The organism is Pseudomonas sp. FG13, from assembly GCF_057809755.1.
The window spans coordinates 1-22,355 of record NZ_JBMDKO010000061.1; the positions used below are offsets into that span (position 1 = coordinate 1).

Consider the following 22,355-nt stretch of genomic DNA (forward strand, 5'->3'; position numbering starts at 1 on the left):
ATGTATTCCAAATGTGGGAGCGAGCCTGCTCGCGATGGCGCCCTCAAGGTGTGATCGTTCCCACGCTCCTGCGTGGGAACGCCTCTACGGACGCTCCGCGTTCGACTCTTGATGGAACGCGGAGCGTCCCAGGTCACATTCCCACGCAGAGCGTGGGAACGATCAATAAAAAACCCCGACTCACAGGAGCCGGGGTTTTTCGTTGAAGCGTTACAACGGTTTAGCCGTTGAACACATCATCCACGCTCTTGAGCGGGTAGTTTTTCGGGTACGGCAGGGTTGCCACGCCAGTCTCGATCGCGGCCTTGGCCACGGCGTCGGAGATGAGGGTGATCAGGCGGGCGTCCATTGGCTTCGGAATGATGTATTCACGACCGAATTCCAGCTTGATGCCGCCGTAGGCGTCGCAGACTTCCTGAGGCACCGGCAGCTTGGCCAGTTCGCGCAGGGCGTTGGCCGCCGCGACTTTCATCTCTTCGTTGATGCGCTTGGCGCGAACGTCCAGGGCACCACGGAAGATGAATGGGAAGCCCAGTACGTTGTTGACCTGGTTCGGGTAGTCCGAACGACCAGTCGCCATGATCACGTCGTTGCGAGTGGCGTGAGCCAGTTCCGGAGCGATTTCCGGATCCGGGTTCGAGCAGGCGAACACGATCGGGTTCGGCGCCATGCGCAGCAGGTTTTCCGGGCTCAGCAGGTTCGGACCCGACAGACCGACGAATACGTCGGCGCCGTCCAATGCGTCCGCCAGGGTGCGCTTGTCGGTCGCGTGAGCGAAGACAGCCTTGTACTGGTTCAGGTCGCTACGACCGGAATGGATCACACCGGTACGGTCGATCATGAAGATGTTTTCGATCTTCGCGCCCATGCTCACCAGCAATTTCATGCAGGAGATGGCCGCAGCACCGGCGCCCAGGCAGACGATCTTGGCTTCCGGCAAGGTTTTGCCAGCGATTTCCAGGGCGTTGATCATGCCGGCCGCGGTCACGATTGCGGTACCGTGCTGGTCATCGTGGAACACCGGAATGTCGCACTGTTCGATCAGCGCGCGTTCGATTTCAAAGCACTCAGGCGCCTTGATGTCTTCCAGGTTGATGCCACCAAAGGTGATGGAGATGCGCTTGACGGTGTCGATGAAGGCTTGCGGGCTTTCGGAGTCGACTTCGATGTCGAACACGTCGATACCGGCGAAACGCTTGAACAGGACGCCCTTGCCTTCCATGACCGGCTTGGAGGCCAATGGACCCAGGTCACCCAGGCCGAGAATCGCGGTGCCATCGGAAATGACTGCAACCAGGTTGCCCTTGCCGGTGTATCGGTAGGCCAGTTCAGGGTCGCGAGCGATTTCGCGGACTGGCTCGGCTACGCCGGGGCTGTAGGCCAGCGACAGATCGCGGGCAGTAGCGGTGGCCTTGGTGAGCTCGACACTCAGCTTTCCTGGACGAGGATGAGCGTGATATTCGAGAGCGGCAGTTTTCAGATCAGACATGTGGGCATTCCGCTTTTTACTGTGTTGGACAGACGGACCGCCGAGGATACGCGCCTCGCAAAGTCCCTACAAGACTGACCGGTCACCGCTGTCAAGCGCCCTGCCCTACGACTTTGGGCCAAGGGCCACGAAACACAAGGGCTCGATGCATACAATCAACAGAAAAAATGTCTACAATTTTTTATCCCGGCATCGGACTCAGCATCGCCGGATCGGTCAGCGGCAGTAGCCAGCGGCCTTGCCCCTGCCCCGCGTTCCCACGGCGAGACCGCTCGACCACCCAGCCACGCGCCTCGACCTGCCTGCCGGCAAGGCGCTCGAGCGAAGCCATATCGAAGCGTTCCAGCAGATTGGGCGCAATGCGCAATACAACCGAATTATCCAATTGCAGCCAAACACCACCACGATTGCGCCTGACTGCGCTGACGCGCCCGCTCAGCACTGCGAAACCGGACGCCTTGACCTGCCCGGTCTTGAGCACGGGTGAACGCTTCCACAGGCCGAGACGCGCTTCCCGCGCCTGGCGTTCGGCGGCCCGCTGACAATCGGCCAACCCGACATTCGGTGCCACCGCCACCTGAAAGCCCAGGCCCTCGGCGAGCATCTGCGCTTCGAGATTGCGTCCATCGGCACCATAGGCATGGGCCAGTGTCCGACCGTAGCGATCCTTGCCCTCCCTGCCGAGAACCAACCCTACGCGCCCGCCACTGGCGGCCACCAAGGCTTCCAGACGACGGCGGGCCGCAACGGCAAAGGGCTCGTCGGAACGCCCCTGCCGACCCAACTCAGGTGTATTGAGGCCGATCAAGCGCACGCTGCGACCATCTGCCAGGCGCAGGGTATCGCCATCCACCACCCGCCGGACCACCACCTCGGTCGCGCCCGTCGGTGCGGGGCAGAAGGCCTGGGCGCCGCTCAGCCAAATCGCGGACACAAAAAAGGCGCCCACAAGGGACGCCTTTTTCATCACTTCGCAGCCGTCGAAACGACCCGCCAAAATGATCAGTCTCAGGCCTTTTTGGCGCCGAAAGCACCGAAACGGTCTGCGAACTTCTGAACGCGACCACCGGTATCCAGAGTCTTTTGCTTACCGGTGTAGAACGGGTGGCATTCGTTGCAAACGTCGATCGCCAGGGCTTTGCCGTAGGTCGAACGGGTTTCGAACTTGTTGCCGCAGCTGCAGGTTACAGCAATGGCTGGGTATTCCGGATGGATATCGGCTTTCATGGTGTTTTCCTCAGGCTAGCGTGCCGCCACCCAACACTATTGTTGAATACCGCACGTAATTAGGGCGCGGATTCTACCAGACATCGACGATGACGCAAGCTATGCCTTGTACCAACCGTCTGCTAGGCTCCCGGCCTCATGCACGATACCAATGTGGGAGCGGGCTTGCTCGCGAAGGCGGTGAATCAGTTTGCAGTAATGCCGACTGTGCCACCGCTTTCGCGAGCAAGCCCGCTCCCACAGGGATTGCGCCCAGTCTTTTGAACATGCCTGTCATTGAGATCCCCGCGTGCCCGACGCCATCCTGCGCCTCGCCCTGCCCTCGCCCCTGCGCCGCCTGTTCGACTATCGCGCCCCGGCCGGAGTCCCGCGTGCCCGGCTGCAACCGGGCATGCGCTTGCGGGTGCCGTTCGGTCGGCGGGAAATGATCGGCATTCTGGTGGAAGTCACCGACCACAGCGAGGTCCCCGCCGACAAGCTCAAGCCCGCCCTGGCGCTGCTCGATGCCACGCCGCCGCTGCCGGCCTCGTTGTTCAAGCTGTGCCTGTGGACCGCCCAGTATTACCAGCACAGCCTCGGCGACACCCTGAGTTGGGCGTTGCCGGTGTTGCTGCGCCAGGGCGAACCGGCCGAAGCACGCCAGGAGCGGTTCTGGTCGGTGGCACCGGGGGCTTCGCTGGATGACCCGCGCATCGCCCGCGCGCCCCGTCAACGCGAAGCCCTGGCGACGCTTGCCCAGCATCCCCACGGCGTGGCGCATCAGTTGCTGAGCAAGCTGATGCTCAGCAAGGACAGCCTCGACCTGCTGTTGGCCAAGGATCTGGTCCAGGTGGAAGTCCGCCGGCATGCCCCGGGCGCCCGTCATGAACATTGGCTGGCCCAGCCGGAACTGCCGCTCAATGCCGAACAGCGAGCGGCTTGCGAAGCGATCCGCGCAGGCTTCGACAGTTATCACGCCTTTCTGCTGGCGGGCGTCACCGGCAGCGGCAAGACCGAAGTCTATCTCCAGCTCATCCGCCAGACCCTGGAAGCGGGCAAGCAGGCCCTGGTGCTGATTCCGGAAATCAACCTCGGTCCACAGACCCTCGCGCGCTTCGAACAGCGTTTCAACGCCCGGATCGCCCTGGTGCATTCGGCGGTCAATGACCGCGAACGCCTGGAAGCCTGGCTGGCCGCCCGGGACGGCGAGGCCGATATCATCATCGGCACCCGCTCGGCCCTCTTCACGCCGATGAAGAACCCCGGGCTGATCATCATCGACGAAGAACACGACGGCTCGTATAAACAGCAGGAAGGCCTGCGCTACCACGCCCGCGACCTGGCCCTGGTGCGGGCCCGCCAGGAGGACATTCCCATTGTCCTCGGCTCGGCGACGCCCTCCCTGGAGAGCCTGCACAACGCCTACACCGGTCGCTATGGGCTCCTGCGCCTGAACGAACGGGCCGGCGGTGCCAAACAGCCGCGGTTCCTGCGCCTGGACGTAAAGAGCCGCCCACTGGACAGCGGCATTTCCGGGCCGATGCAGCAAGCCATCGGCCAGACGTTGGCTGCCGGCCAGCAGGTCCTGGTGTTTCTCAACCGCCGCGGGTTCGCCCCGACCCTGCTGTGCCATGACTGTGGCTGGATGTCCGGCTGCGAACGCTGCGACGCGCGGATGACCGTGCATCAACGCTACGGCGAGCTGCGTTGCCACCACTGCGGCCACACCGAGCGAGTACCGAGGCATTGCCCGCAATGCGGCAAGGTGGACTTGCGTCCGGTGGGCGCCGGCACCGAACGCGCCGAAGAGCGCCTGGGCATTCTCTTTCCCGATTACCCGGTGCTGCGGGTGGATCGTGACAGCACGTCGCGCAAGGACGCGATGAACCAGTTGTTCACCACGATCCAGAAAGGCCAGCCCTGCATCCTGGTGGGCACGCAGATGCTCGCCAAAGGACACCACTTCCCCCGGGTGACGCTGGTGTCGATCCTGGACGCCGACGGCGGGCTGTTCTCCGGGGATTTCCGCGCCAGCGAACGCATGGCGCAACTGATCGTCCAGGTTGCCGGCCGGGCCGGGCGGGCCGAAGAGCCGGGCAAGGTGATTATCCAGACCCACCTGGCGGACCACCCGCTGCTGATACAACTGACCGAGCAAGGCTACTTCGCCTTCGCCGAGCAAGCCTTGAGCGAACGCCGCAGCGCCGGCCTGCCGCCGTTTGCCCATCTGGCGCTGTTGCGGGCCGAAGCCCACAAGCCGGGGCAGGCCGAAGGCTTTCTTGACGACGCCTGCAGCGAGGCCGAGCGCCTGCTGGCCGAGCAGAACCTGAGCGGAATCGAGTTACTGGGCCCGGTACCAGCGCCGATGGAACGACGCGCGGGGCGCTATCGGGCGCAACTCTTGTTGCAAGCCAATGCCCGGGCGCCACTACATCGCCTACTGAGCGCCTGGCTGCTGGTACTGGAACAGATGCCCAGCGGACGAGCGGTACGCTGGTCGCTGGATGTGGATCCGGTGGATTTGTACTGAATGGAATATCGCCGCCCGGAGCAGGCTCGCTCCCACAGGAAATCGCATTCCAATGTGGGAGCGAGCCTGCTCGCGATGGCGTCCGAATAGTCACCACCGGCCCCCAACCGACCCGCTACAGTTGGCAAGCCCGTCTTCCCCACGGATAATGCCCAGTTTTTCCACCAGCGCATCGAAGCGCCGCCGCGCCTGCGGTTGAAAGAGAAGACCATGAAAGACACCATTCGCCAGCTCATCCAGCAAGCCATCACCCAACTCGTCGCTGAAGGTGTGTTGCCAGAAGGCCTGTCGCCGGCGATTCAGGTCGAAAACACCCGCGACAAGACCCATGGCGACTTTGCCAGCAACATCGCAATGATGCTGGCAAAACCGGCCGGAATGAAACCACGGGACCTGGCCGAGAAAATCATCGCTGCGCTGCCGGCTGACGAAAACGTCACCAAGGCAGACATCGCCGGCCCCGGGTTCATCAACTTTTTCCAGAATACCCAGGCCCTGGCCTCGCGCCTGGACGCCGCCCTGGCCGACGAACGCCTCGGCGTGCGCAAAGCCGGCCCGTTGCAACGCACCGTGGTCGACCTGTCCGCGCCGAATCTCGCCAAGGAAATGCACGTCGGCCACCTGCGCTCGACCATCATCGGCGATGGCGTGGCCCGGGTCCTGGAGTTCCTGGGCGACACCGTGATCCGGCAGAACCACGTCGGCGACTGGGGCACTCAGTTCGGCATGCTGATGGCCTATCTGCAGGAAAACCCAATCACCAGCGACGAACTGTCGGACCTGGAGAACTTCTACCGCGCCGCCAAGCAACGCTTCGACGAGTCGCCGGAGTTCGCTGACCGCGCCCGTGGCCTGGTGGTCAAGTTGCAGGCCGGCGATGCCGAGTGCCTGGCCCTGTGGAGCAAGTTCAAGGACATCTCCCTGTCCCACTGCCAGAAAATCTACGAACTGCTGAACGTCAAATTGACCATGGCCGACGTGATGGGCGAAAGCGCCTACAACGACGACCTGATCAATGTGGTCAACGACCTTCGGGCCAAGGGCTTGCTGGTAGAGAGCAACGGCGCCCAGTGCGTGTTCCTCGACCAGTTCAAGACCGCCGACGGCGAGCCTCTGCCGGTGATCATCGTCAAGGCCGACGGCGGCTACCTCTACGCCACCACTGACCTGGCGGCCGTGCGCTATCGCAACAGCGTGCTGAAGGCGGACCGGGTCCTGTACTTCGTCGACCAGCGTCAGGCCCTGCACTTCCAGCAAGTGTTCGAAGTGGCCCGCCTGGCCGGCTTCGTACCTCGCCCGATGGAAATGGAGCACATGGGCTTCGGTACCATGAACGGTGCCGATGGCCGTCCGTTCAAGACCCGCGACGGCGGCACGGTGAAATTGATCGACCTGCTGACCGAAGCCCAGGAGCGCGCCTACACCCTGGTCAAGGGCAAGAACCCGGACCTGGCCGAGGACGAACTGCGCCAGATCGCCAAAGTCGTGGGCATCGACGCGGTGAAGTACGCCGACCTGTCCAAGCACCGCACCAGCGACTACAGCTTCAACTTCGACCTGATGCTCAATTTCGAAGGTAACACCGCGCCGTACCTGCTGTACGCGTACACCCGCGTGGCAGGCGTGTTCCGCAAGCTCGGCAAAAGCTTCGACGAGGTGGATGGCCGGATTGTGCTGGAGGCGGCTCACGAACAGGAACTGGCAGCGAGGTTGGCGCAGTTCGGCGAAGTGCTGAACAACGTCGCCGACAAGGGCACACCCCACACCCTGTGCGCGTACCTGTATGACGTGGCCGGTCTGTTCTCCAGCTTCTACGAGAACTGCCCGATCCTCAGCGCCGACACCCCGGAGCAAATGCAGAGCCGCCTGCGCCTCGCCGCGCTGACCGGACGCACCCTCAAGCAAGGCCTGGAACTGCTGGGCCTGGAAACGCTGGAGCGCATGTAAGTTGGCTGCCAAGAAAAAACCTGCACCCAAACGCGGCGCCAGTCGTTACCAGGCCCCGGCCAAGAAGCCGATTCCGGGCTGGTTGTGGATGGCGATCGGCCTGAGCGTCGGCGCCTTCATCGTGTTCCTGATGAAACTGGAGCCGGGCCAGGGCGATGACGTCAAGCGCGTTCGCCAGGAGCAGCAGAAAGCCACGCGCATCGCCGAGGCCAACAAGACTCCGCCGAGCCCGACGCAACCGGTGAAGCCGAAATACGACTTCTACACCCTGCTGCCGGAGTCGGAAGTCATCGTGCCGCCTGATGCGGTACCGGAAAAAACCCTGCCGACGCCACAAGTGCCCGCCACGCCGGTCACTCCGGCCGAAGCCGCAAAGATCGACACCGCCCGCGCCCAGGCGGCCCTGGCTGGCATCACGCCGCCACCGGCGCCACCCGTGCAGAAAGCCGCGCCGGTGACGAAGTTCTTCCTGCAAGCCGGTTCGTTCCGCAAGGAAGCCGACGCCGACAAGGTCCGGGCGCAGATCATCTTGCAGGGCCAATCCGTGTCGGTGGAGTCCGGGACCGTGAAGGACGAAACCTGGTATCGGGTCATGGTCGGCCCGTTCAGCAACCGCGAGGAACTGACCAAGGCGCAGAAACAACTGGCTAGCAGCGGCTTTAGCAACCTGTTGTTACAACAACGCCAGAGCCGCTGAACAAACAGACAACCGATCTCTGTGGGAGCAAGGCTTGCCCGCGATGCGCCGCCTCCGACCCCAGGGCGAGCCGCGTTGACTTTATCGCGGGCAAGCCTTGCTCCCACAGGTAGGGCGAACCGCTTGTCACCACTCCCACGCCGCAGTTGAAAAACCCCACGTCACCCCCATATGAGTTTTCATCCGGGCATTTTCGCCCCGCTGCGTGGAGACTCTTCCCTTGACCACCATCGTTTCAGTCCGCCGTCATGGCAAAGTCGTCATGGGCGGCGACGGCCAGGTTTCACTGGGCAATACCGTGATGAAAGGCAATGCGAAGAAAGTCCGCCGCCTGTATCACGGCCAGGTAATCGCCGGCTTCGCCGGGGCCACTGCCGACGCTTTTACCTTGTTCGAGCGCTTCGAAGGCCAGTTGGAAAAACACCAGGGCCATCTGGTTCGGGCCGCCGTTGAGCTGGCCAAGGAGTGGCGCACCGACCGTTCCCTCAGCCGCCTCGAAGCCATGCTGGCGGTCGCCAACAAGGACGCCTCCCTGATCATCACCGGCAACGGCGATGTGGTTGAGCCCGAAGACGGCCTGATCGCCATGGGTTCCGGGGGCGCCTACGCCCAGGCCGCCGCCAGTGCGCTGCTGAAGAAGACCGACCTGTCGGCCCGTGAAATCGTCGAGACCGCCCTGGGCATTGCCGGCGACATCTGTGTCTTCACCAACCATACCCAAACCATTGAGGAGCAGGATCTCGCAGAATGAAGCCCGTACCCCGGCTCATTCTTGCTTGAGGACCGCCAACTACTATGTCCATGACTCCCCGCGAAATCGTCCACGAACTCAACCGCCACATCATCGGCCAGGACGATGCCAAGCGCGCCGTCGCCATCGCCCTGCGTAACCGCTGGCGCCGGATGCAGCTGCCCGAAGAGCTGCGCGTCGAAGTGACCCCCAAGAACATCCTGATGATCGGCCCGACCGGTGTCGGTAAAACCGAGATCGCCCGTCGCCTGGCGAAACTCGCCAACGCCCCGTTCATCAAGGTCGAGGCCACCAAGTTCACCGAAGTCGGCTATGTCGGCCGTGACGTCGAGTCGATCATCCGCGACCTGGCCGACGCCGCCATCAAGCTGCTGCGCGAACAGGAAATCACCAAGGTCCGCCACCGCGCCGAAGACGCGGCCGAAGAACGCATCCTCGATGCCCTGCTGCCACCGGCGCGCATGGGTTTCAATGCCGACTCCGCCGCGACCCAGGACTCCAACACCCGCCAACTGTTCCGCAAGCGTCTGCGCGAAGGCCAGTTGGACGACAAGGAAATCGAGATCGAAGTGGCCGAAATGTCCGGCGTCGACATTTCCGCGCCGCCGGGCATGGAAGAGATGACCAACCAGTTGCAGAGCCTGTTCGCCAACATGGGCAAGGGCAAGAAGAAAAGCCGCAAGCTGAAGGTCAAGGAAGCGCTGAAACTGGTGCGCGATGAAGAGGCCAGCCGCCTGGTCAACGAGGAAGAACTGAAGGCCAAGGCCCTGGAGGCCGTCGAACAGCACGGCATCGTGTTCATCGACGAAATCGACAAGGTTGCCAAGCGTGGCAATGTCGGCGGTGCCGACGTCTCCCGTGAGGGCGTGCAACGGGACCTGCTGCCGCTGATCGAAGGTTGTACGGTCAACACCAAGCTGGGCATGGTCAAGACCGACCATATCCTGTTCATCGCCTCCGGCGCGTTCCACCTGAGCAAGCCAAGTGACCTGGTGCCGGAACTGCAAGGCCGCCTGCCGATCCGTGTGGAGCTCAAGGCGCTGTCGCCGGAAGACTTCGAACGCATCCTGAGCGAGCCCCATGCCTCCCTGACCGAACAGTACTGCGCACTGCTCAAGACCGAAGGCCTGAACATCGAGTTCACGCCAGAAGGCATCAAGCGCCTGGCGCAGATCGCCTGGCAGGTCAACGAGAAGACCGAGAACATCGGTGCTCGCCGCCTGCACACGCTGCTTGAGCGACTGCTCGAGGAAGTGTCGTTCAGCGCCGGTGACCTGGCGAGCAAACATGACGAAGCGCCGATCCTCATCGACGCCGAGTACGTCAACAGCCACCTGGGTGAATTGGCGCAGAACGAAGACCTGTCGCGGTATATCCTGTAACTCATCACTACAGGCATGCGCAGTTCCGTGTGGGAGCGAGCCTGCTCGCGAAAGCGGGGTATCAGTCACATCATTGTTGGCTGACACTGCGCCTTCGCGAGCAGGCTCGCTCCCACATCTGACGGTGTCGCTGCGTAGATCAGGGTTCTTTCAGCTACGGACCACAGGCCATGACCAAACTCCCCACCGCCATCAATCTGCACAAAGCTTCGAAGACCCTGACGCTGAAATACGCGCCGGACGAGGAGTACCACCTGCCCGCCGAATTCCTGCGGGTGCATTCGCCTTCCGCCGAGGTCCAGGGCCACGGCAAACCCATCCTGCAATACGGCAAGCTCAACGTCGGTTTGTCCAAGATCGAACCCGCCGGCCAGTACGCACTGAAATTGACCTTCGACGACGGTCATGACAGCGGACTGTTCACCTGGGAGTACCTGTACCAGTTGGCAGTGCGCCAGGACGACTTGTGGAGCGATTATCTTGCCGAGCTCAAGGCCGCCGGAAAAACCCGCGACCCCAGCGAGTCCGTCGTCAAGCTGATGCTCTAGCTCAAGGGCTGGCGCTTTAGGGCGAATTTTCTAGACTCATCTGTTTGAATGTCCACCCGGCAAGGTCAATGACTGGCCTGCTTGCGAAAAAAATTAAACTCGGGTAACCAATGGAGCTGGCAAGTTCCCTGCAAAGGAACCTGCGAGTTCCCTTGCACATGTTTCCTCATTGGCCACGATGCGGAATTAACGGTCACCCGAGCAGCGTACCTGGTATTGGCTGTGTGGCTTTGCGGCACGGTCCCGGTACTCGTCTGACAATGGAGCGTCGTAGATGAGCAACAAGAACAACGATGACCTGAAGTACCAAGCCTCGGAAAATACCCTGGGGTTGAATCCCGTCGTCGGCTTGCGCAGAAAAGACCTGCTGGCCTCTGCTCGCATGGTACTGACCCAGACCCTCAAGCAACCGCTGCACAGCGCCAGGCACGTCGCCCATTTCGGTGCCGAGCTCAAGAACGTCCTGTTCGGCAAGTCCGAGCTGCAACCAGCCGCCGATGACCGCCGCTTCAATGATCCGGCATGGAGCCAGAACCCGCTCTACAAGCGCTACATGCAGACCTACCTGGCCTGGCGCAAGGAACTGCATGCCTGGATCGATGACAGCAACCTGCCGCCCCAGGACATCAGCCGTGGGCATTTCGTGATCAACCTGATGACCGAAGCCATGTCGCCGACCAACTCGGCGGCCAACCCGGCAGCGGTCAAGCGCTTCTTCGAAACCGGCGGCAAGAGCCTGCTGGACGGCCTGTCCCACCTGGCCAAGGACCTGGTGCACAACGGGGGGATGCCGAGCCAGGTGGACATGGGCGCCTTCGAAGTCGGCAAGAGCCTGGGCGTGACCGAAGGCGCCGTGGTGTTTCGCAACGACGTGCTGGAGCTGATCCAGTACCGTCCCATCACCGAGCAGGTCCATGAGCGACCGCTGCTGGTGGTTCCGCCGCAGATCAACAAGTTCTATGTATTCGACCTGAGCCCGGACAAGAGCCTGGCCCGCTTCTGCCTGCGCAGCAATGTGCAGACCTTCATCGTCAGCTGGCGCAACCCCACCAAAGACCAGCGCGAGTGGGGCCTGTCGACCTACATCGAGGCGCTCAAGGAAGCGGTGGATGTGGTCACGGCCATCACCGGCAGCAAGGACGTGAACATGCTGGGAGCCTGTTCGGGTGGCATCACCTGCACCGCGCTGCTGGGCCATTACGCCGCCCTCGGCGAGAAGAAAGTCAACGCCCTGACCCTGTTGGTGAGCGTGCTCGACACCACCCTGGACACTGACGTGGCACTGTTCGTCGACGAGCAGACCCTCGAAGCGGCCCGGCGTCATTCCTACCAGGCGGGTGTGCTCGAAGGCCGCGACATGGCCAAGGTCTTCGCCTGGATGCGCCCCAACGACCTGATCTGGAACTACTGGGTCAACAACTACCTGCTGGGCAACGAGCCGCCGGTATTCGACATCCTCTTCTGGAACAACGACACCACCCGGCTTCCGGCGGCGTTCCACGGCGACCTCATCGAAATGTTCAAGACCAACCCATTGACCCGGCCCAATGCACTGGAAGTGTGCGGTACGCCGATCGATCTCAAGCAGGTCACTGCCGACATCTTTGCTCTGGCGGGCACCAACGACCACATCACGCCCTGGAAGTCCTGCTACAAGTCGGCGCAACTGTTCGGCGGCAAAGTGGATTTCGTGCTGTCGAGCAGCGGTCATATCCAGAGCATCCTCAACCCGCCGGGCAATCCCAAGTCGCGCTACATGACCAGCGAAGACATGCCCGCCAAGGCCGAGGACTGGCAGGAAAACTCCACCAAGCACACCGATTCCTGGTGGCTGCACTGGCAGGCCTGGCAGGCCGAGCGCTCGGGCAAACTGAAAAAGGCGCCCACCGTTCTGGGCAACAAGACCTACGTGGCGGGTGAAGCGGCACCTGGCACGTATGTGCATGAGCGGTAACGGATGGGACTTGCCTGCCGATATCCTGATCTGATGCAGGACCCGCTCGCTGCAGACCCGATCCCATGCTCGCAGCAAATCCCCTGTGGGAGCGAGCCTGCTCGCGATAGCGCCAGGCCAGTCAAATCCATACCGACTGGCCCGACGCCATCGCGAGCAGGCTCGTTCCCACAAGGAATCGGGGAAAAATGAAAGATCGCGACATAACCCACAGGGCTTGAAGCATGCCGCAACCGTACATCTTCCGTACCGTCGACCTGGATGGCCAGACCTTGCGCACCGCGGTACGTCCCGGCAAGCCTCACTTGACGCCGCTGCTGATTTTCAACGGCATCGGCGCCAACCTGGAGCTGGTGTTCCCGTTCATCGAAGCCCTGGACCCGGACCTGGAAGTCATCGCCTTCGATGTGCCCGGTGTCGGCGGTTCATCGACACCCAGCCGGCCCTATCGCTTTCCTGGCCTGGCAAAGCTTGCCGCACGCATGCTCGATTACCTCGACTATGGGCAGGTCAGCGTGGTGGGTGTGTCTTGGGGCGGCGCCCTGGCCCAGCAGTTCGCCCACGACTACCCGGAGCGCTGCAAGAAACTGATCCTGGCGGCCACGGCCGCCGGAGCGGTGATGGTGCCGGGCAAACCGAAGGTGCTGTGGATGATGGCAAGCCCCAGGCGCTACGTTCAGCCTTCCCATGTGCTGCGCATCGCGCCGCTGATCTACGGCGGCTCGTTCCGCCGTGACCCGAACCTGGCGACCAGCCACGCGGCCAGGGTCCGCTCGGCGGGCAAGCTCGGTTATTACTGGCAACTGTTTGCCGGCCTGGGCTGGACCAGTATCCACTGGCTGCACAAGATCCATCAGCCGACCCTGATCCTGGCCGGCGACGACGATCCGCTGATCCCATTGATCAACATGCGCATGCTGGCCTGGCGCATCCCCAACTCCCAGCTGCACATCATCGATGACGGCCACCTCTTCCTAATCACCCGGGCCGAGGCTGTGGCGCCCATCATCATGAAATTCCTGGAGGAAGAACGTCAGCGTGCGGTCATGCATCCGCATCCCACGCCGCAGGGCGGGGGCTGACGCCCAGCGCGCCTGGCAGGACGCCGGGACGCGCAACTTCCGAAACAGCGACTATGTTGTCTGATTCGGTGTGTTTGTATTTGGCCTGATGATGAAGGAGTTGACTCATGCGCGACAAACCGGCGAAGGGTTCCGTACCCGCCCCTGCCAGCTTCATCAATGCGCAAAGTGCGGTCACCGGCCTGCGCGGCAGGGACCTGCTGTCCACCTTGCGCGACGTTGCCGCCTACGGCTTGCGCAACCCGGTGAACAGTGCCCGGCACGCGCTGAAGCTGGGCAGCCAGTTGGGTCGCGTGCTGCTGGGGGAAACCCTGCACCCCACCAACCCCAAGGACAAGCGCTTCGCCGATCCCACCTGGGAACTCAACCCCTTTTACCGTCGTAGCCTGCAGGCCTACCTGAGCTGGCAAAAGCAGGTCAGGAGCTGGATCGACGATTGCGACATGACGCCCGATGATCATGCACGCGCGCACTTCGCCTTCTCCTTGCTCAACGACGCCATGGCGCCCTCGAACACCTTGCTCAACCCACTGGCAGTCAAGGAGTTCTTCAACTCCGGCGGCACCAGCCTGATCCGAGGCCTCAGTCACCTGGTCGATGACCTGCTGCACAACGACGCAATGCCACGGCAGGTCACGCCCCATGCCTTCGAGGTCGGCAAGACCCTGGCAATCACACCCGGCGCAGTGGTGTTCCGCAATGAAATGCTGGAGCTGATCCAATACCGGCCCATGAGCGAAAAGCAATACGCCAAGCCGTTGCTGATCGTGCCGCCGCAGATCAACAAGTTCTATATTTTCGACCTGACCCCCTCCAACAGCGTCGTCCAGTACGCCCTGAAGAATGGCTTGCAGGTGTTCATCATCAGCTGGCGCAACCCGGATGTGCGCCACCGTGAATGGGGCCTGTCCAGTTATGTGGAGGCGACCGAAGCAGCCATGAACGTCTGCCGGGCGATCACTGGCGCCCGTGAGGTCAACCTGATGGGGGCTTGCGCCGGCGGCATGACCATCGCTGCCCTGCAAGGTCATCTGCAAGCCAAGCGTCAACTGCGCCGAGTCGCCAGCGCCACGTACCTGGTGAGCCTGCTGGACTGCGAGATCGACAGTGCGGCCACCCTGTTCCTCGATGAGCAGGCCCTCGAAGCCGCCAAGCGCCGGTCCTACCAGAAGGGCATCCTCGAGGGTCGTGACATGGCCCGGGTATTCGCCTGGATGCGGCCCAACGATCTGGTGTGGAATTACTTCATCAATAATTACCTGCTGGGCAAAGAACCGCCGGCCTTCGACATCCTCTACTGGAACAACGACTCCACGCGGCTGCCGGCGGCCTATCACGGTGAACTGCTGGACCTCTTCAAGCACAACCCGCTCACCCGTCCCGGGGCGCTGGAAGTGTGCGGCACACCGGTCGACCTGCAGCAGGTGACCGTGGACAGTTTCAGCGTGGCCGGCATAAACGACCACATTACCCCGTGGGACGTGGTGTATCGTTCGACGCTGCTGCTGGGAGGTGAGCGACGCTTCGTGCTCTCCAACAGCGGGCATATCCAGAGCATCATCAATCCTCCGGGCAACCCCAAGGCCAATTACGTCGAGAATCCACAACTGAGCAGTGACCCGCGAGCCTGGTACTACGATGGCAAACACGTCGATGGCAGCTGGTGGCCTCAGTGGCTGGACTGGATTCAGGCGCGCTCCGGTGCCCGGCGTGAAACCCGGATGACCCTGGGCAACGCCAAATACCCACCACTGGAAGCGGCACCGGGAACCTATGTACGCGTGCGTTGAATGGCTCACCCCACGGTCGAAGTATCGGCCGTGGCACGACTCCATCATTAAGAAAACCGGATGAAGACCCGCGACCGCATTCTTGAATGCGCCCTGCATCTGTTCAATGAAAAGGGCGAACCGAACGTTTCCACCCTGGAAATCGCCAACGAAATGGGCATCAGCCCCGGCAATCTCTATTACCACTTCCATGGCAAGGAACCCCTTGTCCTGGGGCTGTTCGAGCACTTCCAGGCAGAGCTGTCACCATTGCTGGATCCCCCCGCCGACGCGCAACTGGCACCGGAGGATTACTGGTTGTTCCTGCACCTGATCGTCGAACGCCTGGCCCAATACCGGTTCCTGTTCCAGGACTTGTCGAACCTGGCCGGGCGCTTGCCGAAACTGGCCAAGGGTATCCGCCAGTTGCTCAATGCCCTGAAGCGCACCCTCGCATCCCTGCTGGCGCAACTCAAGGCCCAGGGGCTTCTGGTCAGCGGCACCCAGGCCTTGGGACAATTGGTGGAACAGATCACCCTGACGTTACTGTTCTCGCTGGACTACCAGCGGATTCTTGATCGCGAAGGGGAGGTTCGACTGGTGGTCTATCAGATCATGATGCTGGTGGCCCCGCATCTGCTACCGGCGACCAAGGTGGCGACCGAACGGTTGGCATTGCGGTATCTGGAAGACCACGATTAGCCCTTTCTGTGGGAGCGAGCCTGCTCGCGAAGGCGGTGGGTCAGCAGCGTGGATGTCACTGATACACCGCTATCGCGAGCAGGCTCGCTCCCACAAGGGCCCTGTGGCACTCATGAACAAAAACGCCCGACCTTCGCAGGCCGGGCGTTTTGTGTGTGCCCTGAAAATCAGGACTGACTGGTAGGCGTCGATGGAGCCGGCGCTGGAGTCGGGGTGGCAACCGGAGTCGGAGCCGAGACGGAGTTTGCCGTGCTCGTCGGGGTCGCCGGTTTTGCGACGGCTGCCGGTGCCTTGGGTGCCGCTGCTTTTGGCGCGGTCGCTTTCTTCACGGCCGGCTTTTTCGCGGCGGCAGGTTTGGCTGCTGCTTTTACCGCGGGCTTGGCCGCCGGTTTCGCTGCCGGTTTCGCCGCAGCAGGTTTCGCCGACGCGGTTTTTGCCGCAGGCTTCGCCGCTGGTTTGGCCGCTGCAGGCTTGGCTGCCGCTTTGGCCGCTACCGGTTTGGCCGCAGCCTTGACTGCAGGCTTGGCCGCAGCGGTTTTTGCCGCTGGCTTGGCCGCGGCTTTCACCGCAGGTTTGGCCACGGTTTTTGCCGCCGCTTTCACCAATGGCTTGGCCGCCGCTTTAGTGGCCGGCTTGGCCGCTGCAGTCTTGGCCGCCACCGGTGCGACCTTGGCCCCGGTGAGTTTTTCGATCTGCTTGGTCAGGGTGTCGACCTTGCTGTGCAGTGCCTTGACTTCATTGCGGCTTGGCACGCCCAGGCGAGAGATCGCGCTGTTCAGGCGCTTGTCGAAAGCCCCTTCCAGCTCGTCCCATTTGCCCAGTGCACGATCCTTCACGCCGCTCATGCGCGACTTGGCGGACTCGGCAGAGTCCTTGGCGGCATCGACTTGCTTGCTGACCGCCGTCTTGGTGAGCTTTTCGGCCTTCTCGCCGTCCTTAACCAGGGACTCGAAGAGTTTGCTGCCGTCAGTGTCGATCTTCGAGTACACGCCTAAACCAGCAAGCCAGATTTTGCGGGAGTATTTTTCAATCTTCCCGGCCCACGAGCTGCTTTCTTTTTCGGTTGTTCTTTTGCCAGCCATCCCGTTCTCCTTAATGTTTACGCGTCACACGTTCGAGCAGTGCCGTCAGCTCATCGAGCTTGGCAGAGAGTGCCTCAACGTCATGTTTAGACGGAATGCCGATACGATTCAAGGCACTTGCAACACGGGCGTCGAATACCTTCTCGACTTTATCGAGTTGTACTTCGACCCGGGCCTTGAACGTATTGACGTCAGCCTTGGCTTCAATCAGTTCGCTGTTGGCCGCTTCAAGTTTTCCAGCGATATTCTTTTTACCTTTGGTTTCAATAACTTCGCCAGCCTTGACCAACTCTTGGAAGTACTCGCTGCCTTCCTGGCCGACCTTGGTGTAGGCGCCCAGGCCAGCCAGCCAGATCTTGCGCGCGTACGTTTTCACGCCGCTGAGCGTGGAAGATTCAACGTCGGTTTTTTTCTTCAGAATAACTTTGGCCATGGTGCACCTCACTGGAAAACAGGTTGGAGGAACTGCCCGCATGCGGACGGGCTCAGGCACAAAGTAGGGAGAATAATTAGAAACGGCACCCTAACAACTCACACAATTCTTGAAAGCACTGACTTCTTTCTTGTGGGAGCGAGCCTGCTCGCGATGGCGGTATCACCGTCAACATCATCATTGAATGACCCACCGCTATCGCGAGCAGGCTCGCTCCCACAGCGGGGAGTGCCCGCATGAGTTCAGCGTCAGGCCAACGCCTTATCCAGCGCCTTTTCAATCTCCGTCTTGATCATCCCGCTCATGGCCGACATCAACAGGCCCAGCTTCACGTCGACGCGAATCAGGTCCTCGCCGACCGCCACCGTACCCTCGACTCCGGAACCCTTGAACTCCAGCGTGTCGCCGACCCATTGCGGTTTCAGGCCATAGCTGTCGGATAATTTCTGCGCCAACTGGTCGGCCTTCGCGCGGGCCGCTTCCTTGCCCAGGTCATGGGTACGCTCAACACTGATTTTGGCCATTCGCTGACTCCTGTTATATCGGCAATTGCCCGGACTGCGTCAAAACGTCCCGGCGGTGGTTCATCTTACCTTCAGCCTTGCCAAGACAAAGCCCTCCACCGGGATTAGAATGTCCCGCATTCTTTTTTGGTGACAGCGATATGACTGATCAGCGCAAAGGCAGCGATGCCGAACCCACCACTCACTTCGGCTTCAAGAACGTGCCGGAAAGCCAGAAGGCGGAAAAAGTCGCTGAGGTTTTCCACTCGGTAGCCGCCAAATATGACTTGATGAACGATCTGCTCTCGGGCGGCATGCACCGTCTGTGGAAGCGCTTCGCGATCGAGCTGTCGGGCGTGCGCAGCGGCAACCGCGTGCTGGACATCGCTGGCGGCACGGGCGACCTGACGAAAAAATTCTCCCACATCGTCGGACCGACCGGCCATGTGGTGCTCGCCGACATCAACGAATCCATGCTCAAGGTCGGTCGCGACCGCCTGCTGGATCTGGGTGTGGCCGGCAATGTCGAGTTCGTCCAGGCCGACGCCGAGAAACTGCCGTTCCCGGACAACCACTTCGATTGCGTGACCATCGCCTTCGGCCTGCGCAATGTCACCCACAAGGAAGACGCCCTGCGCTCGATGCTGCGGGTGCTCAAGCCCGGTGGGCGCCTGTTGGTGCTGGAATTTTCCAAACCTACCAACGCGCTGATGTCCAAGGCCTACGACGCCTACTCGTTTGCCTTCATGCCATTGATGGGCAAGCTGATCACCAACGATGCGGAAAGCTATCGCTACCTGGCCGAATCGATCCGCATGCACCCGGACCAGGAGACCCTGAAGTCGATGATGGTCGAGGCCGGTTTCGACCGCGTGACCTACCACAACATGACCTCAGGCATCGTGGCCCTGCACCGCGGTATCAAACCCTGATGCTGCTCGCCGGCCTGCTCGCCAGCGTCGAACTCGGCATCAACCGGGTATTGCGCCTGGACAGCACGGCGCTGGCGCGCCTGGCGCATCTGGGTGGCAAGGTGATTGCCGTCGATTGCCGCAGCCCGACGTTGCAGCTGTTTATCCTGCCCAGCGACGAAGGCCTGATGCTCGCCTCCCATTGGGAAGCCGAGGCGGATTGCACCCTGCGCGCCCCGGCCTCGAGCCTGCTGAACCTGGCCTTGAGCAAGGACAAGACGGCGGTGTTGCACAGCCCCGACGTCGAGCTCGAAGGCGACAGCGGCGCGCTGCTGGACCTGGCGGCCATTCTGCAGGACCTTGAGCTGGACTGGGAATATGAGCTGTCCCGCTGGCTCGGCCCGGTGGCCACCCAGTTGATCAGCGGCCACTTACGCAGCCGCACACGCTGGTATCGGCAGGGGTTCGCCAGCCTGGGGCAGAATCTGAGTGAATACCTGGCCGAAGAATCGCGTACGCTCGTAGGAAAACGCGAAGCCGAAGCCCGTTTTAACGAACTGGACCGGATCAAACTTGATCTGGAACGTCTCGAGGCGCGTTTCGAGCGCCTTTCCCGATCCCTTGAAACCAAGCGATAACGCATGAAGCTGCTTGCCGTCCGCCGTTTGTTGCGCATCCAGCGCGTCGTGATCCGTTACCGCCTCGATGACTTGCTGTTCGCCCTGCCTCTGCCCTGGTTTCTGCTGGCACTGCGTTTCGTGCTGCCGTGGCGCTGGTTCCCCCGGCGAACGCTGGACCTGAGTCGCGGCGCCCGCCTGCGGCTGGCCTTGCAGGACCTGGGACCGATCTTCATCAAGTTCGGGCAGATCCTCTCGACCCGCCGCGACCTGTTGCCCGAAGACATCGCCGATGAGCTGATGCTGCTGCAAGACCGCGTGCCACCGTTCGACTCCAAACTGTCGGTGGCCCTGATCGAGGAGCAACTGGGCAAGAAGATCAACGAAGTCTTCAGCCGTTTCGACGTCGAGCCCCTGGCCTCGGCCTCCGTGGCCCAGGTCCATGCCGCGCAGCTCAAGAGCGGTGAAGAAGTGGTGGTCAAGGTCATCCGACCCGGCCTCAAGCCGGTCATCGCCCAGGACCTCGCCTGGCTGTTCATCCTCGCCCGCACCGCCGAGCGACTGTCTGCCGATGCGCGCCTGCTGCACCCGGTCGACGTGGTCCAGGATTACGAGAAAACCATCTACGACGAGCTCGACCTGCTGCGCGAGGCCGCCAACGCCAGCCAGTTGCGCCGCAACTTCGAAGGCTCGCCGCTGCTGTATGTGCCGCAGGTCTATTGGGACTGGTGCCGCCCCAAGGTTCTGGTGATGGAGCGCATCTACGGCATCCAGGTCACCGACCTGGCGACCCTGGCCGACCAGCGCACCGACATGAAGATGCTCGCCGAACGCGGCGTGGAGATCTTCTTCACCCAGGTGTTCCGCGACAGTTTCTTCCACGCCGACATGCACCCCGGCAACATCTTCGTCAGCACCGTGCAACCGTGGAGCCCGCAATACATTGCCATCGACTGCGGCATCGTCGGCAGCCTGACGCCCGAGGACCAGGATTACCTGGCCCGCAACCTGTTCGCGTTCTTCAAGCGCGATTACCGCCGCGTCGCACAACTGCACATCGATTCAGGCTGGGTACCGGCCGAGACCAAGCTCAACGAATTCGAAGCGGCGATCCGCACCGTGTGCGAGCCGATCTTCGAAAAACCGTTAAAAGATATTTCCTTCGGCCAGGTGCTGATGCGCCTGTTCCAGACCGCGCGTCGCTTCAACATGGAGGTCCAGCCACAGCTGGTGCTGTTGCAGAAGACCCTGCTGAACATCGAAGGCCTCGGTCGCCAGTTGTACCCGGACCTGGACCTGTGGAACACCGCCCAGCCCTTCCTCGAACGCTGGATGCGCGAGCGCGTCAGCCCCAAGGCCCTGCTGGGCAACGTGCAGAGTCAGCTCGAGCAGATCCCGCACCTGGCCAACATGACCCGGGACCTGCTCGAACGCATGTCCCAGCCCCACGCCCAAGACCCCGCCCCGCCGTGGAAACGCCGCAAGGACGACTGGTTGCTGCGCCTGCTCGGTGCCGCACACTTGGGTGGCGGCGCGGTGCTGGCGGCCGGCGGACCGTTGAGCGAGCTGGGGCATTGGCCTGCCGCCGTGATGGTGATCGTTGGTTTGTATCTGGTCGTTCGTCGATAGCCAGCACCGGTTCGCACTGGCACACTGTTTCAACGCTGGGCCCACCGACTTGAGGTGCAAGGCCCATGGTCGGAGTCGAAGATGAAAAACTGGCAGGACGAAATCAAATGGGACGCTGACGGCCTGGTGCCAGCCATCGCCCAGGATCACAAGACCGGGCGCGTACTGATGATGGCCTGGATGAACCGCGAGGCCCTGGCCCTGACCGCCAGCGAGAACCGCGCCATCTACTGGTCACGTTCCCGTGGCAAGCTGTGGCGCAAGGGCGAAGAGTCCGGCCACGTGCAGCATCTGCATGAAATGCGCCTGGACTGCGACGGCGACGTCATCATCCTGATGGTCGAACAGGTCGGTGAAATCGCCTGTCACACCGGCCGTCAGAGCTGCTTCTATCGCGTCTTCGAGAACGGCGACTGGAAAACCGTCGATCCGGTGCTCAAGGAACCGCATGCCATTTATTCAGGACATACCCATGAGTGATACCCTGACCCGCCTGGCCCAGGTGCTGGAAGAGCGCAAAGGCGCAGCGGCCGACAGTTCCTATGTCGCGAGTCTGTACCACAAGGGCCTGAACAAGATTCTGGAGAAAGTCGGCGAGGAATCGGTCGAGACCATCATCGCCGCCAAGGACGCCGCTATCAGCGGTGACTGCAGCGACGTGATCTACGAGACCGCCGACCTGTGGTTCCACAGCCTGGTCATGCTGGCTCAATTGGGGCAGCACCCACAGGCTGTACTGGATGAACTGGACCGTCGCTTCGGTCTGTCCGGGCACGTCGAGAAGGCTTCGCGCCCGTCCGCCTGATCAACTATTGAGAGGAATAGCCACATGGGTATTTTTGACTGGAAACACTGGATCGTCATCCTGGTTGTCGTGGTGCTGGTGTTCGGGACCAAGAAACTGAAGAACCTGGGTACCGATGTCGGCGAATCGATCAAGGGCTTTCGCAAAGCCATGAACGACGACGAGAAACCGGCCGATCCGACGGCAGCCCCTGCCCAGCCTGTGCAGCCGGCCCAGCCCGTACAGCCTCAAGCAGCACAGCCTGTGAATGCGCCGCACACTATCGATGTGCAGGCACAGAAAGTCGAAGAGCCGACCCGCAAAGACTCGTGAGCACTG

At 61.9% G+C, this 22,355-nt stretch carries 21 protein-coding genes and 1 pseudogene; 16 read left to right on the forward strand and 6 right to left on the reverse strand.

Translation table 11 applies throughout. The features are described 5' to 3' along the window. Positions 1-220: 220 nt before the first annotated feature. The 3 genes from ACODTO_RS27080 to rpmE form a co-directional block, all read right to left on the reverse strand. Entirely contained in the window at positions 221-1,489 is a 1,269-nt protein-coding gene (locus ACODTO_RS27080; protein ID WP_139646501.1) for a malic enzyme-like NAD(P)-binding protein, read from the reverse strand. Between the two features lie 181 nt (positions 1,490-1,670). After that, a complete protein-coding gene (locus tag ACODTO_RS27085) occupies positions 1,671-2,456 on the reverse strand; it encodes a thermonuclease family protein (protein WP_489107322.1) in 786 nt (261 codons plus the stop codon). Positions 2,457-2,497: 41 nt separating this feature from the next. Further along, on the reverse strand, positions 2,498-2,716 hold the full coding sequence (gene rpmE, locus ACODTO_RS27090; RefSeq protein WP_024779913.1) for a 50S ribosomal protein L31: 219 nt from the start codon (positions 2,714-2,716) through the stop codon (positions 2,498-2,500). Positions 2,717-3,005: 289 nt separating this feature from the next. Here rpmE and ACODTO_RS27095 point away from each other — a divergent pair, with 289 nt between their 5' ends. The 10 genes from ACODTO_RS27095 (at position 3,006) to ACODTO_RS27140 (ending at position 16,057) form a co-directional block, all read left to right on the forward strand. Next, positions 3,006-5,225 (forward strand): primosomal protein N', encoded by a 2,220-nt coding sequence (locus ACODTO_RS27095; protein WP_175384596.1) that lies wholly within the window; start codon positions 3,006-3,008, stop codon positions 5,223-5,225. A 210-nt stretch (positions 5,226-5,435) separates the two neighbouring features. Continuing rightward, entirely contained in the window at positions 5,436-7,172 is a 1,737-nt protein-coding gene (argS, locus tag ACODTO_RS27100; RefSeq protein ID WP_139646497.1) for an arginine--tRNA ligase, read from the forward strand. Position 7,173: 1 nt separating this feature from the next. After that, positions 7,174-7,869 (forward strand): SPOR domain-containing protein, encoded by a 696-nt coding sequence (locus ACODTO_RS27105; protein WP_041024763.1) that lies wholly within the window; start codon positions 7,174-7,176, stop codon positions 7,867-7,869. 220 nt (positions 7,870-8,089) lie between these two features. After that, entirely contained in the window at positions 8,090-8,620 is a 531-nt protein-coding gene (hslV, locus tag ACODTO_RS27110) for an ATP-dependent protease subunit HslV (RefSeq protein WP_003186641.1), read from the forward strand. 44 nt (positions 8,621-8,664) lie between these two features. After that, positions 8,665-10,002, forward strand: a complete 1,338-nt coding sequence (gene hslU / locus ACODTO_RS27115; RefSeq protein WP_139646495.1) for an ATP-dependent protease ATPase subunit HslU — start codon at positions 8,665-8,667, stop codon at positions 10,000-10,002. Positions 10,003-10,172: 170 nt separating this feature from the next. After that, positions 10,173-10,550: a gamma-butyrobetaine hydroxylase family protein gene (locus ACODTO_RS27120; protein ID WP_024779918.1), complete on the forward strand. Its 378-nt coding sequence runs from the start codon at positions 10,173-10,175 to the stop codon at positions 10,548-10,550. A gap of 274 nt (positions 10,551-10,824) precedes the next feature. Continuing rightward, positions 10,825-12,504, forward strand: coding sequence for a class II poly(R)-hydroxyalkanoic acid synthase (phaC, locus tag ACODTO_RS27125; protein WP_175361858.1), 1,680 nt, complete (start codon positions 10,825-10,827; stop codon positions 12,502-12,504). A gap of 224 nt (positions 12,505-12,728) precedes the next feature. Further along, entirely contained in the window at positions 12,729-13,586 is an 858-nt protein-coding gene (gene phaZ, locus ACODTO_RS27130; protein WP_139646491.1) for a poly(3-hydroxyalkanoate) depolymerase, read from the forward strand. A 107-nt stretch (positions 13,587-13,693) separates the two neighbouring features. Then, positions 13,694-15,376: a class II poly(R)-hydroxyalkanoic acid synthase gene (gene phaC, locus ACODTO_RS27135; protein ID WP_489107323.1), complete on the forward strand. Its 1,683-nt coding sequence runs from the start codon at positions 13,694-13,696 to the stop codon at positions 15,374-15,376. A 60-nt stretch (positions 15,377-15,436) separates the two neighbouring features. Next, the gene (locus tag ACODTO_RS27140; protein WP_489107324.1) at positions 15,437-16,057 is read left to right on the forward strand and encodes a TetR/AcrR family transcriptional regulator; all 621 of its coding nucleotides are present in this window, start codon (positions 15,437-15,439) and stop codon (positions 16,055-16,057) included. A 167-nt stretch (positions 16,058-16,224) separates the two neighbouring features. On the opposite strand, the gene ACODTO_RS27145 is transcribed toward ACODTO_RS27140, so the two are convergent. The 3 genes from ACODTO_RS27145 to ACODTO_RS27155 form a co-directional block, all read right to left on the reverse strand. Beyond that, positions 16,225-17,139: a phasin family protein gene (locus tag ACODTO_RS27145; protein ID WP_489107325.1), complete on the reverse strand. Its 915-nt coding sequence runs from the start codon at positions 17,137-17,139 to the stop codon at positions 16,225-16,227. Between the two features lie 10 nt (positions 17,140-17,149). Continuing rightward, positions 17,150-17,572, reverse strand: coding sequence for a phasin family protein (locus ACODTO_RS27150; protein WP_139646484.1), 423 nt, complete (start codon positions 17,570-17,572; stop codon positions 17,150-17,152). A 248-nt stretch (positions 17,573-17,820) separates the two neighbouring features. Further along, on the reverse strand, positions 17,821-18,096 hold the full coding sequence (locus ACODTO_RS27155; protein WP_139646482.1) for a polyhydroxyalkanoic acid system family protein: 276 nt from the start codon (positions 18,094-18,096) through the stop codon (positions 17,821-17,823). A 140-nt stretch (positions 18,097-18,236) separates the two neighbouring features. Between ACODTO_RS27155 and ubiE the strand changes: the two genes are divergently transcribed. The 6 genes and pseudogenes from ubiE (at position 18,237) to ACODTO_RS27185 (ending at position 22,349) form a co-directional block, all read left to right on the forward strand. Then, positions 18,237-19,007, forward strand: coding sequence for a bifunctional demethylmenaquinone methyltransferase/2-methoxy-6-polyprenyl-1,4-benzoquinol methylase UbiE (gene ubiE, locus ACODTO_RS27160; RefSeq protein WP_024779926.1), 771 nt, complete (start codon positions 18,237-18,239; stop codon positions 19,005-19,007). Next, a pseudogene (locus ACODTO_RS27165) lies at positions 19,007-19,631 on the forward strand (ubiquinone biosynthesis accessory factor UbiJ). Before ubiE ends, ACODTO_RS27165 begins: the two are co-directional and overlap by 1 nt. Continuing rightward, positions 19,628-21,232 (forward strand): ubiquinone biosynthesis regulatory protein kinase UbiB, encoded by a 1,605-nt coding sequence (ubiB, locus tag ACODTO_RS27170; protein WP_139646478.1) that lies wholly within the window; start codon positions 19,628-19,630, stop codon positions 21,230-21,232. The pseudogene ACODTO_RS27165 and the gene ubiB overlap by 4 nt, the downstream one beginning before the upstream one ends. 81 nt (positions 21,233-21,313) lie before the next feature. Then, entirely contained in the window at positions 21,314-21,712 is a 399-nt protein-coding gene (hisI, locus tag ACODTO_RS27175; protein WP_489107326.1) for a phosphoribosyl-AMP cyclohydrolase, read from the forward strand. Beyond that, the gene (locus ACODTO_RS27180; RefSeq protein WP_003186671.1) at positions 21,705-22,037 is read left to right on the forward strand and encodes a phosphoribosyl-ATP diphosphatase; all 333 of its coding nucleotides are present in this window, start codon (positions 21,705-21,707) and stop codon (positions 22,035-22,037) included. Before hisI ends, ACODTO_RS27180 begins: the two co-directional genes overlap by 8 nt. A gap of 24 nt (positions 22,038-22,061) precedes the next feature. After that, positions 22,062-22,349, forward strand: a complete 288-nt coding sequence (locus tag ACODTO_RS27185; RefSeq protein ID WP_139646475.1) for a twin-arginine translocase TatA/TatE family subunit — start codon at positions 22,062-22,064, stop codon at positions 22,347-22,349. Positions 22,350-22,355 lie beyond the last annotated feature (6 nt).

What these genes read in the sequence shown, in the direction of transcription:
- ACODTO_RS27080 (WP_139646501.1), bottom strand. Translation starts at nt 1,489, where the DNA reads ATGTCTGATCTGAAAACTGCCGCTCTCGAATATCACGCTCATCCTCGT.
- ACODTO_RS27085 (WP_489107322.1), bottom strand. Translation starts at nt 2,456, where the DNA reads ATGAAAAAGGCGTCCCTTGTGGGCGCCTTTTTTGTGTCCGCGATTTGG.
- rpmE (WP_024779913.1), bottom strand. Translation starts at nt 2,716, where the DNA reads ATGAAAGCCGATATCCATCCGGAATACCCAGCCATTGCTGTAACCTGC.
- argS (WP_139646497.1), top strand. Translation starts at nt 5,436, where the DNA reads ATGAAAGACACCATTCGCCAGCTCATCCAGCAAGCCATCACCCAACTC.
- hslU (WP_139646495.1), top strand. Translation starts at nt 8,665, where the DNA reads ATGTCCATGACTCCCCGCGAAATCGTCCACGAACTCAACCGCCACATC.
- ACODTO_RS27120 (WP_024779918.1), top strand. Translation starts at nt 10,173, where the DNA reads ATGACCAAACTCCCCACCGCCATCAATCTGCACAAAGCTTCGAAGACC.
- phaC (WP_175361858.1), top strand. Translation starts at nt 10,825, where the DNA reads ATGAGCAACAAGAACAACGATGACCTGAAGTACCAAGCCTCGGAAAAT.
- phaZ (WP_139646491.1), top strand. Translation starts at nt 12,729, where the DNA reads ATGCCGCAACCGTACATCTTCCGTACCGTCGACCTGGATGGCCAGACC.
- phaC (WP_489107323.1), top strand. Translation starts at nt 13,694, where the DNA reads ATGCGCGACAAACCGGCGAAGGGTTCCGTACCCGCCCCTGCCAGCTTC.
- ACODTO_RS27140 (WP_489107324.1), top strand. Translation starts at nt 15,437, where the DNA reads ATGAAGACCCGCGACCGCATTCTTGAATGCGCCCTGCATCTGTTCAAT.
- ACODTO_RS27145 (WP_489107325.1), bottom strand. Translation starts at nt 17,139, where the DNA reads ATGGCTGGCAAAAGAACAACCGAAAAAGAAAGCAGCTCGTGGGCCGGG.
- ACODTO_RS27150 (WP_139646484.1), bottom strand. Translation starts at nt 17,572, where the DNA reads ATGGCCAAAGTTATTCTGAAGAAAAAAACCGACGTTGAATCTTCCACG.
- ACODTO_RS27155 (WP_139646482.1), bottom strand. Translation starts at nt 18,096, where the DNA reads ATGGCCAAAATCAGTGTTGAGCGTACCCATGACCTGGGCAAGGAAGCG.
- ubiE (WP_024779926.1), top strand. Translation starts at nt 18,237, where the DNA reads ATGACTGATCAGCGCAAAGGCAGCGATGCCGAACCCACCACTCACTTC.
- ubiB (WP_139646478.1), top strand. Translation starts at nt 19,628, where the DNA reads ATGAAGCTGCTTGCCGTCCGCCGTTTGTTGCGCATCCAGCGCGTCGTG.
- hisI (WP_489107326.1), top strand. Translation starts at nt 21,314, where the DNA reads ATGAAAAACTGGCAGGACGAAATCAAATGGGACGCTGACGGCCTGGTG.
- ACODTO_RS27180 (WP_003186671.1), top strand. Translation starts at nt 21,705, where the DNA reads ATGAGTGATACCCTGACCCGCCTGGCCCAGGTGCTGGAAGAGCGCAAA.
- ACODTO_RS27185 (WP_139646475.1), top strand. Translation starts at nt 22,062, where the DNA reads ATGGGTATTTTTGACTGGAAACACTGGATCGTCATCCTGGTTGTCGTG.